The 20,204-nt window shown below is 49.8% G+C and carries 21 protein-coding genes; 16 read left to right on the top strand and 5 right to left on the bottom strand.

Annotated features, from left to right (window positions below):
- Nucleotides 1–177: 177 nt before the first annotated feature.
- From CZ787_RS08990 to CZ787_RS08970, 5 genes are all read left to right on the top strand, one after another.
- The gene (locus CZ787_RS08990) at nucleotides 178–1,530 is read left to right on the top strand and encodes an MFS transporter (RefSeq protein WP_087108424.1); all 1,353 of its coding nucleotides are present in this window, start codon (nucleotides 178–180) and stop codon (nucleotides 1,528–1,530) included.
- 108 nt (nucleotides 1,531–1,638) lie between these two features.
- Nucleotides 1,639–2,904 (top strand): nitrate regulatory protein, encoded by a 1,266-nt coding sequence (locus tag CZ787_RS08985; RefSeq protein ID WP_087108320.1) that lies wholly within the window; start codon nucleotides 1,639–1,641, stop codon nucleotides 2,902–2,904.
- 94 nt (nucleotides 2,905–2,998) lie between these two features.
- On the top strand, nucleotides 2,999–3,682 hold the full coding sequence (locus CZ787_RS08980) for an SDR family oxidoreductase (RefSeq protein ID WP_087108318.1): 684 nt from the start codon (nucleotides 2,999–3,001) through the stop codon (nucleotides 3,680–3,682).
- Nucleotides 3,683–3,850: 168 nt separating this feature from the next.
- Nucleotides 3,851–4,843, top strand: a complete 993-nt coding sequence (locus tag CZ787_RS08975) for an LLM class flavin-dependent oxidoreductase (protein WP_087108315.1) — start codon at nucleotides 3,851–3,853, stop codon at nucleotides 4,841–4,843.
- A 131-nt stretch (nucleotides 4,844–4,974) separates the two neighbouring features.
- The gene (locus CZ787_RS08970; RefSeq protein WP_087108423.1) at nucleotides 4,975–5,469 is read left to right on the top strand and encodes a GNAT family N-acetyltransferase; all 495 of its coding nucleotides are present in this window, start codon (nucleotides 4,975–4,977) and stop codon (nucleotides 5,467–5,469) included.
- A 203-nt stretch (nucleotides 5,470–5,672) separates the two neighbouring features.
- Here the strand turns inward: CZ787_RS08970 and CZ787_RS08965 are convergent, their stop codons facing one another.
- Together CZ787_RS08965 and CZ787_RS08960 are read right to left on the bottom strand one after the other, a co-directional pair.
- Entirely contained in the window at nucleotides 5,673–6,248 is a 576-nt protein-coding gene (locus CZ787_RS08965) for a DUF1415 domain-containing protein (RefSeq protein ID WP_087108313.1), read from the bottom strand.
- Nucleotides 6,249–6,323: 75 nt separating this feature from the next.
- On the bottom strand, nucleotides 6,324–6,992 hold the full coding sequence (locus CZ787_RS08960) for a GntR family transcriptional regulator (protein ID WP_087108311.1): 669 nt from the start codon (nucleotides 6,990–6,992) through the stop codon (nucleotides 6,324–6,326).
- Between the two features lie 191 nt (nucleotides 6,993–7,183).
- On the opposite strand from CZ787_RS08960, the gene CZ787_RS08955 reads away from it, so the two are divergent.
- From CZ787_RS08955 to kduD, 6 genes are all read left to right on the top strand, one after another.
- On the top strand, nucleotides 7,184–7,741 hold the full coding sequence (locus CZ787_RS08955) for a chromate transporter (RefSeq protein ID WP_087108309.1): 558 nt from the start codon (nucleotides 7,184–7,186) through the stop codon (nucleotides 7,739–7,741).
- A complete protein-coding gene (locus CZ787_RS08950) occupies nucleotides 7,738–8,268 on the top strand; it encodes a chromate transporter (RefSeq protein ID WP_087108307.1) in 531 nt (176 codons plus the stop codon). The genes CZ787_RS08955 and CZ787_RS08950 overlap by 4 nt, the downstream gene beginning before the upstream one ends.
- 146 nt (nucleotides 8,269–8,414) lie before the next feature.
- Entirely contained in the window at nucleotides 8,415–10,265 is a 1,851-nt protein-coding gene (locus CZ787_RS08945; protein WP_087108305.1) for an ABC transporter ATP-binding protein, read from the top strand.
- A gap of 310 nt (nucleotides 10,266–10,575) precedes the next feature.
- The gene (locus CZ787_RS08940) at nucleotides 10,576–10,821 is read left to right on the top strand and encodes a hypothetical protein (RefSeq protein ID WP_087108303.1); all 246 of its coding nucleotides are present in this window, start codon (nucleotides 10,576–10,578) and stop codon (nucleotides 10,819–10,821) included.
- A gap of 163 nt (nucleotides 10,822–10,984) precedes the next feature.
- Nucleotides 10,985–11,821, top strand: coding sequence for a 5-dehydro-4-deoxy-D-glucuronate isomerase (gene kduI, locus CZ787_RS08935; protein ID WP_087108301.1), 837 nt, complete (start codon nucleotides 10,985–10,987; stop codon nucleotides 11,819–11,821).
- Nucleotides 11,822–11,837: 16 nt separating this feature from the next.
- Nucleotides 11,838–12,599, top strand: coding sequence for a 2-dehydro-3-deoxy-D-gluconate 5-dehydrogenase KduD (gene kduD, locus CZ787_RS08930; protein ID WP_087108299.1), 762 nt, complete (start codon nucleotides 11,838–11,840; stop codon nucleotides 12,597–12,599).
- 89 nt (nucleotides 12,600–12,688) lie between these two features.
- On the opposite strand, the gene kdgR is transcribed toward kduD, so the two are convergent.
- A complete protein-coding gene (gene kdgR, locus CZ787_RS08925; RefSeq protein WP_087108297.1) occupies nucleotides 12,689–13,498 on the bottom strand; it encodes a DNA-binding transcriptional regulator KdgR in 810 nt (269 codons plus the stop codon).
- A 366-nt stretch (nucleotides 13,499–13,864) separates the two neighbouring features.
- Between kdgR and CZ787_RS08920 the strand changes: the two genes are divergently transcribed.
- The 5 genes from CZ787_RS08920 to CZ787_RS08900 all read left to right on the top strand — a co-directional run bounded on the left by CZ787_RS08920 (nucleotide 13,865) and on the right by CZ787_RS08900 (nucleotide 18,873).
- A complete protein-coding gene (locus tag CZ787_RS08920) occupies nucleotides 13,865–14,356 on the top strand; it encodes a TRAP transporter small permease (RefSeq protein ID WP_087108295.1) in 492 nt (163 codons plus the stop codon).
- Entirely contained in the window at nucleotides 14,353–15,651 is a 1,299-nt protein-coding gene (locus CZ787_RS08915) for a TRAP transporter large permease (protein WP_217883864.1), read from the top strand. Before CZ787_RS08920 ends, CZ787_RS08915 begins: the two co-directional genes overlap by 4 nt.
- Nucleotides 15,652–15,682: 31 nt before the next feature.
- Nucleotides 15,683–16,822, top strand: a complete 1,140-nt coding sequence (locus tag CZ787_RS08910) for a glycoside hydrolase family 88/105 protein (RefSeq protein ID WP_087108293.1) — start codon at nucleotides 15,683–15,685, stop codon at nucleotides 16,820–16,822.
- 56 nt (nucleotides 16,823–16,878) lie between these two features.
- On the top strand, nucleotides 16,879–17,880 hold the full coding sequence (locus CZ787_RS08905) for a TRAP transporter substrate-binding protein (protein ID WP_087108291.1): 1,002 nt from the start codon (nucleotides 16,879–16,881) through the stop codon (nucleotides 17,878–17,880).
- Nucleotides 17,881–18,024: 144 nt separating this feature from the next.
- Nucleotides 18,025–18,873 carry a sugar phosphate isomerase/epimerase family protein gene (locus CZ787_RS08900; RefSeq protein WP_087108289.1) on the top strand — a complete coding sequence of 283 codons (849 nt, stop codon included), beginning with the start codon at nucleotides 18,025–18,027 and terminating at the stop codon, nucleotides 18,871–18,873.
- 116 nt (nucleotides 18,874–18,989) lie between these two features.
- Here CZ787_RS08900 and arfA read toward each other — a convergent pair whose 3' ends face one another.
- Nucleotides 18,990–19,136, bottom strand: coding sequence for an alternative ribosome rescue factor ArfA (gene arfA / locus CZ787_RS08895; protein ID WP_087108287.1), 147 nt, complete (start codon nucleotides 19,134–19,136; stop codon nucleotides 18,990–18,992).
- A 113-nt stretch (nucleotides 19,137–19,249) separates the two neighbouring features.
- On the bottom strand, nucleotides 19,250–20,068 hold the full coding sequence (gene dkgB, locus CZ787_RS08890) for a 2,5-didehydrogluconate reductase DkgB (RefSeq protein WP_176372199.1): 819 nt from the start codon (nucleotides 20,066–20,068) through the stop codon (nucleotides 19,250–19,252).
- Nucleotides 20,069–20,204 lie beyond the last annotated feature (136 nt).

Genomic DNA, 20,204 nt, shown 5'->3' with positions numbered 1-20,204 from the left:
GCGAATTAATTGCTTAACTATCTCTTGTGATGGTAGGCGTAGACCAGGCCCAACCGGGTACGAGTGCGTCGAGCCTGACCTTCAATGACGAAGGCATGTTCTCGTGAACACGTAACGCAGCAAAGCGATTTAGCGTTGCGTGATGCTCAACTGGTTCAAGATCCCCGAGGCCATCTCATGGACATACGCAATAAAGCCAATCGTATTCGACTGCTGACGTTCTCCACGCCTCAGATGCGTGCCTTCCACCTGTCGTGGTTTGCTTTTCATATCTGTTTCTTTGGCTGGTTCGGCATCGCGCCACTCATGGCGGTGGTGCGCGATGACCTTTCCCTGACACAGACACAAATTGGCAACACGATCATCGCGTCTGTCGCGATTACCGTTATCGTACGGCTCCTGATCGGATTGCTGTGTGACCGATTAGGACCGCGCAAAACCTACACGGGCCTGCTCATTTTAGGCTCCCTACCGGTCATGGGCATCGGCTTTGCCAATAGTTTTGAGACGTTCCTGCTAGCCCGCTTAGCCATTGGCGCTATCGGTGCCTCATTCGTGATTACGCAGTACCACACCACCATGATGTTTGCGCCCAATGTCGTGGGTACCGCCAATGCAACGAGTGCGGGCTGGGGTAATCTGGGAGGCGGTACCACGCAAATTCTCATGCCGCTTATCTTTGCAGGCATGCTAATGCTGGGCGTTAACGAAGCGCTAGGCTGGCGTCTTGCCATGGTCGTGCCCGGCATTGTGATGTTTATCACCGGGATAGGTTACTGGTTCCTCACGCAGGATGCGCCTGACGGCAACTTTAGTGACCTGCGCGCACGGGGTGAATTGCCCGAGGCAACGGGCGAGAACAGCGCCACTCAATGCTTTTTAGCAGCGGCGAAAGACATCCGCGTTTGGGCACTGTTTGTAGTTTATGGGCTCTGTTTTGGTGTTGAACTTACGATCAACAATATTGCGGCTATCTACTTCTTCGACAAATTCGACTTAACGCTGGCAATGGCTGGCATGATTGCAGGGCTTTTTGGGTTGATGAATATTTTTGCCCGCACACTGGGTGGTGTTTTCTCGGACCTATTCGCCAAACAGGGCGGGTTAAAAGGACGCGTGCGCTGGCTATTTATTGCGCTGCTTTGTGAAGGTATTGCGCTGGTCGCCTTTTCGCAAATGCACATTCTAAGCTTGGCCATTGGCATCATGCTGGTGTTTAGCCTCTTCGTACAAATGGCCGAAGGCGCCACGTTCGGTGTCGTGCCGTTTATCAATAAAAAAGCCTTGGGCGCAGTTGCCGGGATTGTGGGTGCGGGCGGAAATGTCGGCGCCGTCTCGGCAGCCTTTCTGTTTCGCAGTGAAAGCTTAAGCTATCAACAAGGGCTATTTTACCTGGGCGTGACCGTTCTGGTACTGGCCTCGTGTGTATTAGTCGTTCGGTTTAACGACATAACGGAAGCACAAGAAGCAAACGCTTACCGTGATGCCGTGGGCGATGATACCGGTGCGGGGGCCCTTTCATTACGTTAGCGCTAGGCATTACGTTAACACCAGGCATTACACTCAAGCAGCCCCCTACTCTCCGCCGCAAGCCAGCCATGGGAGAAGGGGCAACGCGGCGAGTAAAAGGAAATCGTTATGTCATCTGCCCAGCAGCTACTCTTAACCGCCATTCGTTGCGATATCGACAATTTTCGCTATTTAGCAACGACCTCAGAAATCGTTGCGGATATTAGCCGTTTTATCCATGTGCTTCAGCGCGAACGCGGTGCCTCAACGATTTATCTCGCCTCTCAAGGTCAGCGCTTTAAAACACGCCGCCAGACGTATATTAACAAGAGCAAAGAGGCCGAAGCGCTGCTGCGCAGGCGCTTAGAAGCACTAAGCCAGGAAGTGCGCCCGCAGGCGGCGGCACGCCTGTTGCGCCGGATAGCCGCCGTATGGAACGCCCTGGACGACTTAAGCGTACTGCGCAGCGCCATTGATAACGTTGCTATCTCTCCCGATGCCGCCACCCAAGCCTTTAATCACCTGATTGGCGGTTTGTTAGCGATTGTCTTCGAAGCTGCCGACACCTCAGACGATCCAGATATCACCCGCGCGCTGGTAGCTATTTTCCATCTCATGCAAGGCAAGGAGCTGGCTGGACAAGAGCGTGCCTGTGGCGCCTTTGGCTATACTCTTGGCCATTTTGATGACAATCATCGCCAACTTCTCGGCCAACTGGTTAACGACCAGCAGCGCTGTTTTGACACTTTTATCGAATTTGCTACGCCAGACGCCGCGCTTGCCTGGCAGCAAGCCGTTTCAACCAGCACGCTAACCGGCATTCAACAGCTGCGTGAGGCCGCCTGCCAGCCAGCGTCGCCGCACATAACGTCTAACGCGTTGGGTGAAACCTGGTACGAGCTAACCACGCTGCGTATTGACGCAATCAAAAGCGTCGAAGATACGTTAAACGCACAGTTAGCCGCGCTTTGCTATCGCAAAATACACCAGGCAGAAGCAACGCTTGAGCAGACCAAAACCAAGCATGGCGCGCATAAGCCTGCGCCTTGCGAACCGTTACTGGCACTTAACCATGCCCAGCCGCTGGGTGATTTAACGGCCAGCGCGCTGACCTCACCGCTTGGCCGCTCCCTGATAGCGTTAACCCAGGCCCAGTCCAGCCGCCTACAAGGGTTAAGCGATGAGCTGGAAAATACCCGTAAGGCACTGCGTGAGCGCAAGCTGATTGAACGCGCTAAAGGACTTATTATGGCGCACCAATCAATAAGTGAAGAGGAGGCTTACCGCTTCCTTCGCAAGACATCTATGGATCAAAGCAAAAGCATGGCAGACATGGCGCAAGCCATTCTCGATCTCTCCTCCATGCTCAAAGAGGCTCCAGCACACTCACGCTAAACGGGCCATCCAGTGATGTCACCTGGTTTGCAAGATGCCCCGGTATTAGCCATCCTGAAAGCTCCTGTCTATGGCTTAGCAAGGAGTGCCAACCATGCAACGCGTGTTATTGATCACCGGCGCATCAAGCGGCATTGGCGCGGCAACGGCAAGGGCAGCCGCGCGTGAAGGCTATCAACTGGTATTGGCCGCCCGTTCAGCTGATAAGCTGACGGCCCTTGCCCAAGAGCTTGGACCTGAAAACGTCTTGGCCTGCGAGCTGGATGTTACCGACATGGAACAACAGCAGGCGATGATCGAACAAACGCTGGAAACCTTTGGACGGCTGGACGCGGTATTTGCCAATGCAGGACAAGGCGGCTCATCAGGCGGGTTTAGTGGCGCTGACCATCGCGTATGGCGCGAGATGATTCTCACCAACGTCTATGGCGTTGGCCTTACCCTTCAAGCAAGCCTTCCTGCGCTCAAACGCAGTAAAGGTCACGTACTACTCACCAGTTCAGCCGCTGGCCGTTCAACCATTCCAGGCTCCATGTACAGCGCGACCAAATGGGCGGTTACCGGCATCGGTTATAACCTTCGCGAGGAGCTTAGGGGCAGCGGCATGCGAGTTACCCTGATTGAGCCCGGCATGGTCGATACGCCCTTTTTTGATGAACCGCCTGAAACGGCGCTGGAAGCTCGCGATATCGCTAACGCGGTTATTTATGCGCTCTCTCAACCGGCTCATGTCGACGTTAACGAGATCCTGATTCGCCCCACCCCGCCGAGTGACTAACCGATAAAACAGGTTACGCAGCTCAAAAGGGGCTACTCCTTGCATTTGGCCTTCGTAGCCCGCATACACTCTACTAACAAGCGTGCTAATGATTTAACCGCGTACCGTCTCATTGCATACGCGCCCAAATTTTTAAGCATGCCCCACGTCTTTATTAGTAGGTGAAATATGAGCCAACTCTCTTCGACCGCGCTCTCTGTTCTCGACCTTGCCCCTATACGTCAAGGCGGCAGCGCTGCTGAAACGTTCCGTGATAGCATTTCACTGGCACAGCGAGCCGAGCAGTTGGGCTATACCCGTTACTGGCTTGCCGAACATCACAACATTCCTGGAATCGCCAGTGCCGCCACGTCCGTTCTGATTGGCCATTTGGCAGGCCACACTTCCACTATACGGCTAGGCTCGGGCGGGGTAATGCTGCCTAATCATCCTCCGCTTGTGATTGCCGAGCAGTTTGGCACGCTGGAAACGCTCTACCCTGGGCGCATTGACCTGGGGCTTGGGCGGGCGCCTGGTTCTGACGGTGCCACTATGCGTGCCATGCGGCGCAGCATGCATGCTGGCGTAGATGATTTCCCCGAGCAACTAAGCGAGCTGCGTCGTTACCTGGGTGATGCAGAGCCCGGCCAGCAGGTGAAAGCGGTACCTGGCCAAGGAACTAACGTGCCTATCTGGCTGTTGGGTTCAAGCGGCTACAGCGCCCAACTGGCCGCCAGGCTGGGCCTGCCCTTTGCGTTTGCGGCGCAGTTTGCACCCGGCTATCTATTTGAAGCGTTACGCCTCTACCGCGATAACTTCCGCCCGTCTGAGCATCTGGATAAGCCTTATGCCATGGTCGGACTGCCGGTGATGGCCGCTGAAAATGATGCCATGGCGCATTACCTTGCTACCTCCGCCCAGCAGAAGTTTCTGAACCTTATTCGTGGCAAGCCCACTCAGTCGCAGCCCCCGGTAGAGCAGTTGGACTGGTCACCCATGGAGCAGTCGCAGGTCAACCAGTTCCTGGGTGCCGCGATTATTGGTGGTCCAGAAACAGTTAAAGCGGGACTTGAAGACTTTCAGGAACGTACAGGCGCCGATGAATTAATGATTAATAGTGACTTTTTTGATCATGCCAACCGCGTGCGTAGCTACGAAATCGTTGCTCAAGTAGCAAAATAAGCGCAACGTGCAGCCGCTTAAGGGGCTTCAGCAGATGCCCCTTCCATGTTGACAGCCGCATGTATCGCTGCGGCCTGGTACCATTAACGCCCATCACATGCTACGCGGCTTATCTCTACCAGGTATTAACCATGTCTACACTTACCTTCACCTTGATGACGCAAGACGACTTCGCTATTTTCTGGCCCACTTTTAAGGCGATTGTGGCGGAACAACACACCTATGCCATTGACCCCGACATTAGCTACGAGGCGGCCTACTCACTATGGTGCCAAGTACCCAAAGCCACGTATGCCGTAAGAGATTCAGCAGGCGAACTGGTGGGAAGCTACTACCTAAAAGCCAATGCGGCAGGCCCGGGTAGCCATGTGTGTAACTGCGGCTATATGGTCACCGCTGCCGCCCGCGGCAAAGGCGTTGCGCGCGCGATGTGTGAACACTCTCAGCAACTCGCCCGCACCCATGATTTTAAAGCCATGCAGTTTAACGCTGTCGTAGCTACGAACGACGCAGCGGTAGCGCTTTGGCAGCGTTTAGGATTTAGTATTGTGGGCACGGTGCCGAAGGCTTATTGTCACGCGGCACAAGGACTCGTAGACAGCTACGTGATGCATAAATTTTTATAAATTAATCGACTAGCATATTAATTTTTATGATTTTTAATCGATATTACAACCACCCCGATGAACCATACTCCGGCAAGTGCATTAGGTTTGCTCGTTGTCATGTTGATTGTAGTGGCGGCGCTTGGAATACAAGCAAAGAAAAGCGTAACAATCGATCCAAAGCAAGGACGTTTGAGCTTTAAATAAACAACACGAACAAGGTGTTATGGCGCTTTATCCGGAAATGCCCGTTGCGCTAATGCATCCTGAAGATAGCGCTCTGCCCTACTGCTTCCCATCGCGGTCAAGTGGGCCACATTACGTTCCGGGATGACCGAGGTATCACCATAAAACTCAATGGCTTTTTCAACGCTCGCTTCGCGCAATAGGTGCACCATTGCGTAGGGTGAGCGGTTGGTGTAGTTCGAGGCGTCCTCTGGCGTGGCGTCCTCAAAGCAGTAGTCGGGGTGAAAAGTCGCCAGCTGATAAACACCTTCATAGCCCTGTTCGGCCAGCATGCTTTCTGCCAGTTCTACATAGTCCAGGTAATGGTCAAAGTGCTTAAAAAGCGTGGGAAAGACCAGCAGCGTGGTTTCTGTTTCCGGATGCTCATCCAACCACTGCACTTCGACCATCAGCTCTTCCAATGCCACCTCAAGCTTTTTTGAGCGTACGACGCCCACACGAATAGTGTCACGCTCTACTTCTCGCTGAGCAAAAGGACATACGTTTTCAGCCACAATAAAGTTGCGCACCCAGCTCAACGTTTGCTCAATGACATCATTATCTGAATATTGCATCGCTCTTTTACATCCGCTTTATCGTGTTTAGTGCGCGCCAGTGTACACCGATCACTAACGGCTTAGCTGATGCTTTTATCCGTGCTGCGCAAAGCACGTTAGCGCAGCCTCATAGGATTTAAGGATATGCTCATCAAGAAGCTTTCGCGCTGCTTTCACATCGCGCTTTAAAGCGAGCGCCACTAGCTCATGGTGCTGCTGATCCAACTCCTGGCGAATTACCGGCATTTTGGGCCCCAAGCGCCGGTACCGATCAAATTGATCATGCAGTTGCTCAATAAACCGCAGCGACCATATAGAGCCGCACGATGCGACCAGCGTGCGATGAAACTGGGTATGCAATCGCTCCCACTCATCGTCATTATCCAGCGTCATGTCGGCACACTTCAGGCGATGCTCTGCCGCGAGAAGGTTTGCCTCCCACGCCGCATCCCCCAGCGAAATTGCCTGTTCAAATGCCATGCCTTCCAAGGCTAAGCGCGTTTTTACAATATCATCCAGTTCACTGCGTGAAAGTGTTGGCACCCGAAAACCGCGCTGATTTTCCTGTATCAGCAGGCCATAGGCGGCCAACTTGTTTAACGCTTCACGCAAGGGGCTTAAACCCACTTGATACAGCTCTTTAAGCGCATTGATTGCCAACTTTTCGCCAGCAGCAAAACGCCCATTAACCAAGTCTTTGCGTAAAATATCGTAAATACGGCTAGATGCTGTCGTTGTGGAGGGCTGAATGTACTGGTTCATGGTAGGGTCCTTTCATCCACCGGTGAGCGCATATCATTTATTCCGTTTGACGCCTGCTAACGCTCTTGATTATATTATTCTATCCTGAAAAATAATCGATTTTATCACTTATAAACGATATAAAGAGAAAATATGGTTTTTCAACGCATCTACTACCGTTTTCGGCCTGCTTACCATAGCGTGACACGCTGATGAAACAGACAGCCCTGTTCTGGGCCTTTTTTCGAGTCGGTATTTTTGGTTTCGGTGGCGGCCCCTCAATGATACCGCTGGTACATGCAGAAGTCGTTACACGCCACCAATGGCTGACGGACGAAGAGTTTGCCGATGTATTAGCCATTGGCAACACCTTACCTGGTCCTATCGCAACTAAAATGCCTGGTTATATCGGCTACCGTGTAGGCGGCATTAGTGGCTGTATAGCGTCGGTACTTGCAGTTTGTTTTCCCATGATAGTTGCCATGGTGGTCATGCTGGGCGTTTTTAGCCGGTATCGGGATGTGGCCTGGATTCGTGGGATGGGGCAAGCCGTGGTTCCCGTCGTGATGGTGATGATGGGGCAACTGGCCTGGGACTTCTTTGATAAATCGCAAAAGGCGCTAGGTTGGCTTGTCAGTAGCCTAATGGCGATTACCGCTGGCATATTGATTTATTGGCTGGGCATTCACCCCGGTTTTATTATTGGCGCGATTTTGCTGGCGGCGCTGTTACGCCCTTCCACGGCTAAAAAAGCGGAGCGCTCAGCATGATTTATTGGGAGCTCTTCCTGGCATTTTTTGTCCCGAACATTGTTGGCTACGGCGGTGGCCCAGCCATTATCCCCCTGCTTGAAGCCGAAGTAGTCGGCCGCTATGGCTGGATGACGTCTCAGGGTTTCGCGGAAACGCTTGCACTTGGAAACGCGCTGCCTAGCCCGATTGCTACTAAAATGGCCGGCTACGTGGGTTATGAAGTGGCCGGCATCGGCGGTGCCGCCGTCGCGATAGCGGCAACTGTTGTGCCTTCGCTACTGCTGATGATTGCCGCACTAGGACTTTTGTACCGTCATCGCGAGTCGCCCCAAGTCAAGCGTATGAGCCAATGGGTACGCCCAGTGATCGCCATTATGATGGTGTGGTTAACGTTTGGCTTTTTCCTTGAAGGCGTTAATGGCGCGGGGTGGGTACATACGCTGATTATCGGCGCCATTGCCGCGATTGCGCTGATACGGTTCAGCGTTCATCCCGCGTTTGTGGTAATGGGTGCGCTTGTATACGGTGCCTTTATCCTTCCCTAAGGTTTGTACGAAAAGAGCCTGTGCTCATCTTCTTCTCCCGCTTCAACCGTCGCGCGCTATTAAAGCGCCGGCGGTTGAAGTGGCTATTGCGACGCAACCCACGCATCATAATAGCTTCTTTCGTTCTCGGTTCATGTTAACTCCCTATGCCTCCACTGTTTTCCACCTCTGATAATGCCCCGTCGGTTAACGGTTTTTTCAACGTTTTTCGCTACAGCAAGCGAGCCTTGGGCCTTGTTTGGGAAACCTCTCGTTGGATGATGTTCGGGCTGGCGCTTTGCACTCTGGTGGCTGGCGTGTTGCCTGCGGCGGGTGCCTGGGTGGGCCAACTAATCGTTGATGGCGTCGTCAGCGCGATGGACACCTATCACGACAACCCTTCCGCTAACCTGACGGTTATTATTATGCCGGTGCTTGAGCTTGTGGCGTTAGAGGCTCTCATCATCGCCTTGATCGCACTGGCCCAACGCGGTCTTTCTGCTCAGCAGTCGCTGCTTCGCGCCCTGCTGGGCCAGAAAGTCAATGTCATGATTTTAGAAAAAGCGGGCACGCTATCATTAAGCCAGTTCGAGGATTCAGAGCTTTATGACCAATTAACACGTGCTCGCCGTGAAGCCTCCACGCGACCTTTAGCGCTGGTGAATAAAACCTTCGGGCTGCTGCAAAATGCCATCTCACTGGTCAGTTTTAGTGTACTGCTTGTGCAGTTTTCCCCTTGGGCGCTGCTGATTCTAGCGGCAGGCGCCCTGCCGGTGTTCGTTTCAGAAGCCAAGTTTTCAGGTGATGCGTTTCGCTTGTTTCGCAGGCGCTCACCCGAAACGCGTATGCAGGGCTATTTGGAAACCGTGCTGGCCCGCGAAGACAGCATTAAAGAAGTCAAACTGTTTGGCCTTGAGACGCTTTTTTTGCAACGTTATCGCGACATTTTCAACCGGCTATTTAGCGAAGACCGGCGATTAACACTCCGCCGTGAGGGCTGGGGCTTCTTGCTTGGTTTGCTGGGCACGCTAACATTCTACGCGGCGTATGGATGGGTAGTGGTTGAGACGATTGCAGGTGCTATCACGCTGGGGCAGATGACCATGTACTTGATGGTGTTTAAACAGGGCCAGTCTGCGCTTTCTGCAAGCCTGACAGCTATCAGCGGCATGTACGAAGACAACCTCTATCTTTCCAACCTCTACGAGTACCTGGAACAACCTACCCAGCAGGAAGGCGGCACGCGCTTGCAAGGCGCGCTTCCCGGCGATGGGCTGCGCTTTGAAGATGTAAGCTTTGCTTACCCAGGCGGCAAGCAGGTATTGCAGCATATCTCACTGCACCTGTCTCCCGGTCAAAGCCTTGCCTTGGTCGGCGAAAACGGCTCAGGAAAAACCACCCTCATTAAGCTTTTAACGCGGCTTTATCACCCTACAAAGGGGCGAATTCTGCTGGATGGCAGTGATCTTCGTGATTGGGAAAGCAGTGCGCTACGCAAACGCGTCGGGGTTATTTTTCAGGACTTTGTCCGCTATCAATTGCCGGTTGGCGAAAATCTGGGCGTGGGCGACATCCAGGCGTTTAATAATCAAGAGCGCTGGCAGCAGGCCGCTCGCAATGGCATGGCTGACAGTTTTATCAAACGCATGCCTCAAGGCTATAACACTCAGTTGGGCCGCTGGTTTAAGGACGGACAGGAACTCTCCGGCGGGCAGTGGCAAAAAATAGCGCTCTCACGTGCTTACATGCGCGAAGAGGCCGATATTGTAGTACTGGATGAACCCACCGCCGCGATGGACGCTGCCGCTGAAGCCGACGTATTTACCCGGTTTCGGCAGCATAGCCGCAATAAAATGACGATTCTTATATCGCACCGCTTCTCAACCGTCCGCAATGCGGATCTCATCCTCGTTATCGACCAAGGAGAAATTATTGAACGCGGCACGCATGAGGCGTTGCTGACCATCAATGGTCGTTATGCTCATTTATTTCATCTTCAGGCGAAAGGTTATCGCTAAGTAAATGTTGCAGCATTTTTATCAATACGTTAAAACAAAGAGGTTGTCTGCTGAAGGCAACCTCTTTGTTTTAACTCGCTGTATTAACCGAGAAACTATCATGCGCTGGCAAATCCGCGTCACACGATCCAATAAGCTACCCCGCGTTATGCATAACGTGGCGAGTGCTTATTGTCATCGTGCGCCAGAGTAAGAGAGCTATCACTGGCTGCGACGATCTCGCGGCCAGTCTCAGTTAAAACCAGCCCTTCGCTTAACGACTGACCGCAAGCCCGTCCGGCCTCCCAATGAATATATGGAGACCGAACTCATGGCAATCACCCTTACCCGTAACCTGTTAAAAATCCTAAGAAAGCACCGCATACAGCGCCGCCTGCCTACAGACCTGCGTCTACACGATGCTCACCTGCTTAACGATATCGGCTTGCGTTGGGAGCACGGCCAACTGGTCTCAATTCATGGCGTAGAAGAAGCAGCCGCCCGCACACAGCGCCATCAGGCTGACACTCGCAATGCTTATGAAACGTGTCCCCACTGCGGGAGCCCGTTGACATAGCCAACGCCCCGGCCACAGGAAGTGGTCGGGGCGCTTCACCATTTTCTGCCCTCTGTTCTGTAGAAAACAGGGTGGTTATGAGTCGCTGCGTTGAAAAGAAATATAGCTCCTGTTATTTTGAACCACCATTTCTTTTTTACAAGAACAGCAATCCGGAGGATACATGGAATTTCGTCAAGCTATTCACAGCGAACATGCCAAGCAACTCGACACCCAAGGGCTGCGTGACCAGTTCTTGATTGAAGAGATATTTGTTAAAAATGAGTTAACGCTTGTTTATAGTCACCTTGACCGCTTGATCGTCGGCGGTGCATTGCCCGTCAATGAGCCAATATCTATCTCTACGTCCATGTGCAAACACACGGGCACCGATTATTTTCTTGAACGCCGAGAGCTAGGCACCATCAATATTGGTGGCCCAGGCAAGATCGTCGTAGATGGTAAACAACATACAGTGAACACGCATGAAGCGCTGTATATTGGCAAAGAGAGCCGCGAGATACAGTTTGAAAGTACTGATGCCTCTAACCCTGCCGTTTTTTATATCTGCTGCACACCGGCTCATCAAAAATATCCAACGCGAAAAGTCACGCTTGACCAAGCTTCTCCGCAGACGCTCGGTAATTCTGCCAATAGCAACGAGCGCACCATTTATAAGTATCTGGTTCCTGATGTACTACCGACATGTCAGCTACTGATGGGAATGACGCGTCTTGAAGAAGGTAGCTTATGGAACACCATGCCCTGCCATACTCATGAGCGTCGTATGGAAGCCTATTTCTATTTCGATATGGCTGACGATAGTGTTGTCTTTCATATGATGGGCGAACCACAGGAAACACGTCACCTGGTCATCCGCAATCGACAAGTAGCCCTTTCACCCAGCTGGTCCTTGCACTCAGGCGTAGGCACGGGGCGCTATACCTTTATATGGGCCATGGCGGGTGAAAATCAGACCTTCTCGGACATGGATCATATTCCAATGGAAAATCTGCGCTAAACCGTGAGGAGAAACCATGCAAACCACGCTGTTCGACCTTAGCGGCAAGACTGCGATCATTACCGGCTGTAACACCGGGCTTGGGCAAGGCATGGCTTCAGGCCTTGCAGAAGCTGGCTGCAACATTGTGGGGGTCAATCGCCGTTCTGCCGAAACAACACGGCAGCTTGTCGAAGCAGCAGGCGCCCAGTTTTTGGAGATTGAAGCCGACCTGGGAAGCACTGCGCCTATCGCTGAAATCATGCAAAAAACTGAGCAGCACTTTGGCAAGGCAGATATCTTAATCAATAACGCCGGTATTATTCGCCGCGCCGACGCGCTCAGTTTTACTGAACAGGATTGGGATGATGTCCTTGATGTAAATCTCAAAAGCCTCTTTTTTCTCTCCCAAGCATTTGCACAGGCCTGCATTCAGCAGCAGCGCCGAGGAAAAATTATAAACATTGCCTCAATGCTCTCGTTTCAGGGTGGTATTCGCGTGCCTTCCTACACCGCATCAAAAAGCGGTGTACTGGGGCTAACTCGGCTAATGGCAAATGAATGGGCCTCACAGGGCATCAACGCTAACGCCATTGCGCCTGGCTATATGGCGACCAATAACACGGAAGCACTAAGAAATGATCCTGATCGCAGCAAGGAAATTTTAAACCGTATTCCTGCTGGCCAGTGGGGCAACCCCGAGGACCTTGCGGGCGCCGCCGTCTTTCTGGCTTCTGATGCATCAAATTACGTGCATGGTCATACGCTCGCGGTAGATGGCGGGTGGCTTGCACGCTAATTTGTGGGGAAGTCACCTCTAGCAAGTACCATAAGAAAAGGCGCCCCCTGATGGTGGCGCCTTATTTATTGGAACTTGAAGCATGGTTATCAGGAGTCTTCTAACGGGCTTGTAAACTTATATTCATGAAACCCTAACCCAGCAGAAACGCGCCGCCCTGCTTTAAACAGTAGCTGGACGTACTCGTCGCGTTTTTTCTCATCATAACGAACCACCGGAAAAGACAGACTTATCGCTGCCACTGCTTTACCAAACCGATCAAACACAGGCACGGATAGGCAGCGCACACCAAGCTCCGCTTCTTCACGGTCTTCAGCCACACCTTGCTGGCGAATCTCAGGCAACTCACTTATCACAGCGTCTGCGCTGATTAAGGTATGCTGAGTGCGCGAGACAAATTCCGTACTTTCAAGAATTTGACGCGCCTTACTTTCATCCATCCAAGCCAAAAGCGTCTTACCCATAGCGGTGGAATAAACCGGGCTACGTCGGCCAATCCGTGAGTTCATGCATAAATTGAATTGCGAGTCGTATTTATGAAGATAAACAATATGCCGACCGTCTTCATCCAATGCACCTAAATGGATGGCTTCGTGTGTGCTGTCAGACAAAGCTTGCATTTCAGCATTAGCCAACTTAATCATATCGACATTTTCAAGGGCCGCCCCACCCAACTCAAATAACTTGAGGGTAAGAGCATATTTTTCAGTCTCCTCTTCCTGAGAGACATAGCCCAGTTCTTTCATCGTCTGCAGGAAGCGATACGCCGTACTTTTGGATGTAAACGAACGTTGTGAAAGCTCAGAAAGACCTATGCTCGGCCGCTCAGCAAGCCCTTCAAGAATAGCGAACACCTTCATGACAGCGGCCACATTATCAGGCTTCTGCGAAGCGACCATATGCCTCATACCTCGTTTCATAAAAATTGGACTACTGGTCTGAATTTACCTTAAAAAGCACCTGTTTTCCATTACCTGAAGAAATTCATCTAGCGGGATAAAGAGAACGAACGACTAAAGTATAAAAGAAACGACGTTTCAATTTTATAGGCACATTGATACATTAAATAAGAACCAACGGACCAATAGGAAAGAAAGGCTTTTGGTGATGTCTTCAAAAAATAATAAATCGGACTTGGCTTATATACAGGCTAATAAAGCTAGCCACGGAGACAATATGACTTTATTTCTTAAGCATAAATTCCCAAGCACAAGGGAACAAGAAGGTTAGCCTTATTCCTGCCTATTCATTACAGAGTAACTGCAATGTTAACGCTACACGCTGCCATCGACAAAATATTAAAATTTGTATGCTGCCTGCTATTTATTTCCATGGTTGGTGTGGCCAGCTGGCAAGTTATTGCACGCTACGTACTTAACAACCCAAGCACCGTTTCAGAAGCGTTACTCAGGTTTTCGCTCGTATGGCTATCAATGTTAGCGATTGCGTATGTTACCGGACAACGAGAGCATGTTCGATTAACACTGCTTACCGATAAGCTAACTGGTAACTGGCGATTTTTTTCAGATTTTTCAATAGAATTATTGTTTATTATTTTCGCCGCAGTAGTGCTTATTTACGGCGGCATGCAAGCTACCTCAAACAGCATGAGCCAGATATATCCCATGCTGAATATCCCCAAAGGCCTTCTTTATTTATCCCTTCCCGTGTCAGGCAGTCTCATCATCGTATATTGCTTAAACAACTGTTTAATTTTGTATAAAAACAAGTATTTCATCAGGAGAGAAACACCATGATGCTGGACGCTGGCGTTATATTGATCGCAACGTTTCTCGGCCTGCTGATCATTGGCGTGCCAATCGGTATTTGTATTGCCGTTTCTTCAACCACTACCATCTTGATGGCGTTACCCGCTGAGATCGCTATTTTCACTACTGCTCAGAAAATGGTATCAAGTCTGGATAGCTTTACACTCTTGGCAGTTCCCTTTTTTATACTTTCTGGGGTGTTAATGAACCATGGCGGTATCGCCCTACGCTTGGTTAATTTTGCCAAATTATTTAGTGGTCGTATTCCCGGCTCGCTAGCGCATACCAATATCATGGGTAACATGATGTTCGGAGCTATTTCAGGTTCAGCCATTGCTGCCTCTACCTCAATTGGCGGTGTAATGGTGCCAATGAGCGTAAAAGAAGGCTACAGCCGACCTTTTTCTGCCGCTGCCAATATCGCTTCTGCACCTACCGGGATGCTAATCCCCCCTACAACCGCGTTTATTCTTTATGCATTAGCAAGCGGAGGAACATCCATTTCCGCACTTTTTGCAGGCGGTTTAATAGCGGGCTGTTTGTGGGGTTTCGGCTGCATGGTCGTTGCCTATATTACCGCTAAGGCTCGTGGCTATACGACTAAAATAGACTTACGCCACTCCTCCGTTCGAAAAGTGATAACAGATGCGCTTCCCAGCTTATTTTTGATTGTTATCATTATTGGAGGAATTGTATTTGGCGTTTTTACCGCTGTTGAAGCCTCTGCCATTTCTGTTATCTATACAATGTTACTAACCATCGGCTTTTATAGAACCATTGATTTTTCAGCTTTCCAAGCTGCTTTAATTAAAGCATTAGAGACAACCGGTGTGATTATGTTTCTATTGGCGGCATCGGCCGCTATGTCGTTTGCCATGTCAATTACCGGGCTACCCTCTGCGTTAAGTAACATTATTCTTGGATTATCCGACAACCCGGTGATCGTCTTATTGGTCATCACAGCGATGCTCTTGGCTGTCGGGTGTTTTATGGACATTGGTCCGGCGATACTAATTTTTACTCCGATACTGCTACCCATTACTAACCAAATCGGGGTTGACCCTGTCCACTTTGGTATCGTGATGGTATTCAATCTCTGTATTGGAACTATTACTCCTCCCGTTGGCACTGGCTTATTTGTAGGCGCAGGGATTGCCAGGGAAAAGGTAGAAAATCTATTGATTCCTCTTTTACCTTTTTACTTGGTAATTATGATGACATTACTTTTGATCACTTACATCCCAGAAATAACGCTATTTTTACCCAGACTTATGGGCCTTTGATCTTATTTAACATGAACGGAGTCTATGGTGTATGAACGTATTTAGCGTAAAACACAGCGATCTCTTAAGACAGGATGAACGCTTTATCGAAAAAAATGATGTCAGCGAGCTTATAAAGAAAACCATTCATAACCTGATCAACATTCAGGATGAAACAGGCGAGTTTCTGCTTCATTTAGATGATGGCCGCACGATAGACACCAAAGGATGGGCTGGTTGGGAATGGACGCATGGCATTGGCCTATATGGAATTTATAAATACTACGAGCAGACATCGGATCCTCATGCCTTGGGTATTATTGATGAATGGTTTAAGGAGCGTTTCAGCGAGCGCTTAGCCACCAAAAACGTTAACACCATGTGCCCTTTCTTAACCCTGGCTTATCGCTATGAAGAAACCGGACGTAAAGAATGGCTTCCCTACCTGCAATCCTGGGCAGAATGGGTCATGTATGAAATGCCTCGCACAAAGCGAGGAGGCTTACAGCATATAGTTTACAATAATGAAAATCATCAGCAGATGTGGGATGACACGCTGATGATGACGGTGCTTCCATTAGCAAAAATTGGTCTTTTGCTAAACAAGCCTGAATATGTGGAAGAAGCTAAATATCAATTCTTACTGCATATTCAATATCTAATGGATCGACAAAGCGGTGCCTGGTTTCATGGCTGGACATTTGACGGTCATCACAATTATGCGAATGCGCTTTGGGCCCGTGGTAATAGTTGGGTCACCATCGTTATTCCAGAATTTTTAGAACTTTTAGATCTACCCAAAACCGACTCATTTCATCGCTACCTTATTCAAGTGCTTGAAGCTCAAGTTGAGGCGTTGATTCAATGGCAATCCGATAGTGGCCTTTGGCATACCTTGCTAGATGATCCATCCTCATATCTTGAAGCATCAGCCACCGCTGGGTTTTCTTATGGTCTATTAAAAGCGATAAGGCTGCGCTATATCGACGCTTCTTACTTCGATGCCGCTGAAAAAGCTATTAAAGGCGTCATTAATAATATCAATTCAGACGGCGAGCTTGAGCAAGTCTCTTTCGGAACAGCGATGGGTGAAAATCTGGATTACTACAGAAACATCCCTTTAACATCAACGCCTTATGGACAAGCAATGGCTATTTTGTGTTTATCCGAGTATATGCGGACATATCTATAATCAACATCACCATGCAGGACGCTCTACACCAATAAGACCAACATCAGGAGTTAATCATGACGACGCACCGCTACACAAAAACAATACTTGCCGCTGCAATCGCTACGCTCGCCCTTGGTACAAACACCGCTTATGCGCAGGAAAACGTTAATCTTAAGCTAGCCTATGCACAAAACTCCCAGCCCGTAAAAGATGCACTCGCGCTTTTTGGCGAGCTTGTCGAAGAAAAAACGGATGGCTCAATCAGTGTCTCTTATTTTCCTGATAGCCAACTAGGCGGAGAAAGCGAGCTGGTTGAACTTCTCCAGGCAGGCGCTATTGATATTACCAAAGTGTCGGGCGGCTTAATGGGAAGTTTCTCACCCCTTTACGATGTTTTTTCAATGCCCTACCTCTTCGATGATCAGGACCATTTTTATCAGGTCATGAATGATGAAGAGATTATGAGTGACGTATACCGCTCAACGGAAAACCAAGGCTTTGTTGGCGTTGGCTGGTACGACTCTGGGCAGCGTAACTTTTATACCACAGGCGCTCCGATAGAAACGGTTGAAGATTTGGCGGGCAAGAAAGTACGTGTTATGCAAAGCCAAACGGCCATTGATATGATGCGTCTGCTGGGTGCATCCCCCGTTGTAATGGCTCAAGAAGAGGTGTACACCGCGTTACAGCAAGGCGTACTGGACGGTGCCGAAAACAATGAGTTTGCCCTTACCGCTGCTCGCCATGGCGAGGTCGTTGACTACTACTCTCTTGATGGCCACACCCGCATTCCAGATATTATTCTGATCAGCAACCGAGTGCTTGACTCGCTCTCTGATGAACAACGTACAGCTGTTGCGGAAGCACTTCAGGAGTCAACTGAGTTCCAAATCGAACAATGGTTAAAAGGCATCGCTGACGCCAGAACTCAAATTCAAGAAGAGTTTGGTGTCGAAATTAATGATGTCGATATCGAGCCCTTCCAGGCAGCCGTACAACCCATGTACGAAGAACTTGAAAACATGCCGGAACAATACGCTGTTTATCAGCAAATCAAAGCGACAAACGCACAATAATTGTCGATGAATACGAGATATAGCTGCCTTTTACACAGCGTATCTCGTTCATTACCATTTAAACCAAGGCGGCTGTCTTTATATTTATAGCAATCGTAATAAAGGCAGTCTCTTGGCCTATACTAACCTGCATTAGGAGAGCTTATGAAGTTGGGCATAAGGGCACATGACCTTCCTAAAATGCCGCTAGAAGATCTCGTTAAAAATCTATCTCAGCGCAATCTTAACGCCGTTCAACTCGCTCTTAACAAATCATTCGACTTTACAACAGCACCCGGTTTCTTATCACCCGGACTTGCCCATCATATTGGCACCGCGTTTCGGGAGGCTAACATACAGATCGCCGTACTCGGCTGTTATGTCAATATTATACATCCTGACAGGAAAGAGAGACGGCAAGCCTTGGCGCAATTTAAGGAGCATCTGCGCTATGCGCGTGACTTTGGCTGCAGCATCGTAGGCACCGAAACGGGCAATATACATGCTGAAATTGCTTACACTGACGAAAATTTTTCTGAAGCACCCTTCCTGGACATGCTGGAAAGCGTTCGTGAACTGGTCGCCGAAGCAGAAAAATGTGGCGTTATCGTGGGTATAGAACCAGGCGTTAATCATCCACTTCATACCCCGAAGAAAGTCACCCGCATGCTAGAAATGGTCAATTCCAACAACCTGCAAATCATTTTTGACCCTGTCAATTTTTTAACCAGTGATAATTATCTCCAACAACAGAGTATATTGCAGGAAGCCATCAGCTCCTGGGGAGATAGAGTTGCGGTTGTTCATGCCAAGGACTTTAGAGTCGAGGACGGAAACCTGATGTTTGTGCCATTGGGCAAAGGCTGGCTAAATTACGAGCTGGTTTTTGAGCAACTGATTTCTCGTAAGCCGCACATCAATATTATTATGGATGAAATCAATAAAGACGATATTGAAGACAGCATTCAATACTTAACCGGCATTAAAAATAATACTAATGCGCCACAACAATAATTTAATGAAAGTGAGTTAGCATCGATAACTAGATCCTGTTTCTAGCACTTTTACAAAACCAGCATTATTCAAATACGTTGCACAAAGCAAAGCAGTGGTATCACCAAAACGCCTGATTAAGCGGCTTGGCGATACCCCCGCAGGGCCTTGCGCCCTTTACGGGAGTAGCTGCCTTTACCTTTTTTGGGCGTTTGTTGTTGCATCTTGAACATGGGGGTTCGTAGCTGCGCTTTGAGCGCGTTGTCGCGAATCTTTTGCTTCATGGAATCTTCCTGTACAGCCGATTATTTAAAAGCTATATAAAAGCGGTGCCTGCTAAAACAGGCACCGCTAAGACATTATAAGAAGCTTAAGGTTCCTCAGCACTCATTTAAGATCACTCGTCCCAGGCGGGCGCAAAGTCGGGGTTGGCGATGCGCTCCTTGCGGTCCAGCTTGGCAATGTCGGTCATTTCGCTGTCGCTTAGCACAAGATCAAACGCGGCAATATTGCTTTGGATGTTACGCGCCTTGGTGGAAGAGGGAATGGTGACCATATTGCGCTGATTGACCCAAGCCAAGGCAATTTGCGCAGGCGTTACGCTATGTGCATCAGCAATCTGCTTGAGGGTCGCATCGTCCATTACCTTGCCCACCGCCAGCGGCATAAAGGCCGTTACCTGAATACCGTGATGCTCGCAGCGCTCAACCAGCTTGCGGTTTTGCAGAAAAGGATGCACTTCGATCTGGTTGGTGAGGATTTCGCCTTTACCCAAAATCTCCACCGCTTTATCAAGCTGCTCGATGGTGAAGTTGGATACGCCGATATGGCGCGCCTTGCCCAGTGCCTTTACTTCTTTGAGAGCAGCCAGATACTCTTCCATCGCCACTTCGTTATCCGGCGATGGCCAATGGATCAGTAGTAGGTCAACGTAATCGGTGCCCAGTTTTTCAAGGCTTTCATCAACGCTCTCTTTCAAGCGCTGCGGCGCCAGGTTGTCGTGCCACACCTTGGTGGTTAGAAAAATGTCGCCACGTGGCACGCTGCTGTCACGGATCGCTTCACCAACGCCCTTCTCATTACCGTAAAACTGAGCGGTGTCGATATGGCGGTAGCCTGCTTCAAGCGCCGCATGAATGCTCTCTTTTAGCGTATCGCCTTCCAAGCGAAAAGTACCGAAACCGGGGTTAGGCATAACCTTTTGCATCATTAACATCCTTTTCTATTGATAGCGTGTTAATTAACATGGGGCAGCCGTCACGTGACTTCAACCACTCACTAGAAAAACCCCTTAATAGGCTTGGCATTAACCAGGCGGAATTTACGGGCATTTTGATCCACGTTTGGCGCCA

The sequence above is a fragment of the Halomonas citrativorans genome, assembly GCF_900163645.1.
GTDB lineage: Bacteria > Pseudomonadota > Gammaproteobacteria > Pseudomonadales > Halomonadaceae > Vreelandella > Vreelandella citrativorans.
The sequence above is the reverse complement of the archived record's forward strand: the minus strand, read 5'-3'. Positions and strand labels throughout refer to the sequence as shown.

Coding starts and splice junctions, on each gene's coding strand:
- kduI (WP_087108301.1), top strand. CDS start 10,985: ATGGAATTTCGTCAAGCTATTCACAGCGAACATGCCAAGCAACTCGAC.
- CZ787_RS08940 (WP_087108303.1), top strand. CDS start 10,576: ATGGCAATCACCCTTACCCGTAACCTGTTAAAAATCCTAAGAAAGCAC.
- kdgR (WP_087108297.1), bottom strand. CDS start 13,498: ATGGTCGCTTCGCAGAAGCCTGATAATGTGGCCGCTGTCATGAAGGTG.
- CZ787_RS08980 (WP_087108318.1), top strand. CDS start 2,999: ATGCAACGCGTGTTATTGATCACCGGCGCATCAAGCGGCATTGGCGCG.
- arfA (WP_087108287.1), bottom strand. CDS start 19,136: ATGAAGCAAAAGATTCGCGACAACGCGCTCAAAGCGCAGCTACGAACC.
- CZ787_RS08960 (WP_087108311.1), bottom strand. CDS start 6,992: ATGAACCAGTACATTCAGCCCTCCACAACGACAGCATCTAGCCGTATT.
- CZ787_RS08990 (WP_087108424.1), top strand. CDS start 178: ATGGACATACGCAATAAAGCCAATCGTATTCGACTGCTGACGTTCTCC.
- CZ787_RS08945 (WP_087108305.1), top strand. CDS start 8,415: ATGCCTCCACTGTTTTCCACCTCTGATAATGCCCCGTCGGTTAACGGT.
- CZ787_RS08915 (WP_217883864.1), top strand. CDS start 14,353: ATGATGCTGGACGCTGGCGTTATATTGATCGCAACGTTTCTCGGCCTG.
- kduD (WP_087108299.1), top strand. CDS start 11,838: ATGCAAACCACGCTGTTCGACCTTAGCGGCAAGACTGCGATCATTACC.
- CZ787_RS08910 (WP_087108293.1), top strand. CDS start 15,683: ATGAACGTATTTAGCGTAAAACACAGCGATCTCTTAAGACAGGATGAA.
- CZ787_RS08950 (WP_087108307.1), top strand. CDS start 7,738: ATGATTTATTGGGAGCTCTTCCTGGCATTTTTTGTCCCGAACATTGTT.
- CZ787_RS08955 (WP_087108309.1), top strand. CDS start 7,184: ATGAAACAGACAGCCCTGTTCTGGGCCTTTTTTCGAGTCGGTATTTTT.
- CZ787_RS08900 (WP_087108289.1), top strand. CDS start 18,025: ATGAAGTTGGGCATAAGGGCACATGACCTTCCTAAAATGCCGCTAGAA.
- CZ787_RS08985 (WP_087108320.1), top strand. CDS start 1,639: ATGTCATCTGCCCAGCAGCTACTCTTAACCGCCATTCGTTGCGATATC.
- CZ787_RS08905 (WP_087108291.1), top strand. CDS start 16,879: ATGACGACGCACCGCTACACAAAAACAATACTTGCCGCTGCAATCGCT.
- CZ787_RS08970 (WP_087108423.1), top strand. CDS start 4,975: ATGTCTACACTTACCTTCACCTTGATGACGCAAGACGACTTCGCTATT.
- dkgB (WP_176372199.1), bottom strand. CDS start 20,068: ATGTTAATGATGCAAAAGGTTATGCCTAACCCCGGTTTCGGTACTTTT.
- CZ787_RS08965 (WP_087108313.1), bottom strand. CDS start 6,248: ATGCAATATTCAGATAATGATGTCATTGAGCAAACGTTGAGCTGGGTG.
- CZ787_RS08975 (WP_087108315.1), top strand. CDS start 3,851: ATGAGCCAACTCTCTTCGACCGCGCTCTCTGTTCTCGACCTTGCCCCT.
- CZ787_RS08920 (WP_087108295.1), top strand. CDS start 13,865: ATGTTAACGCTACACGCTGCCATCGACAAAATATTAAAATTTGTATGC.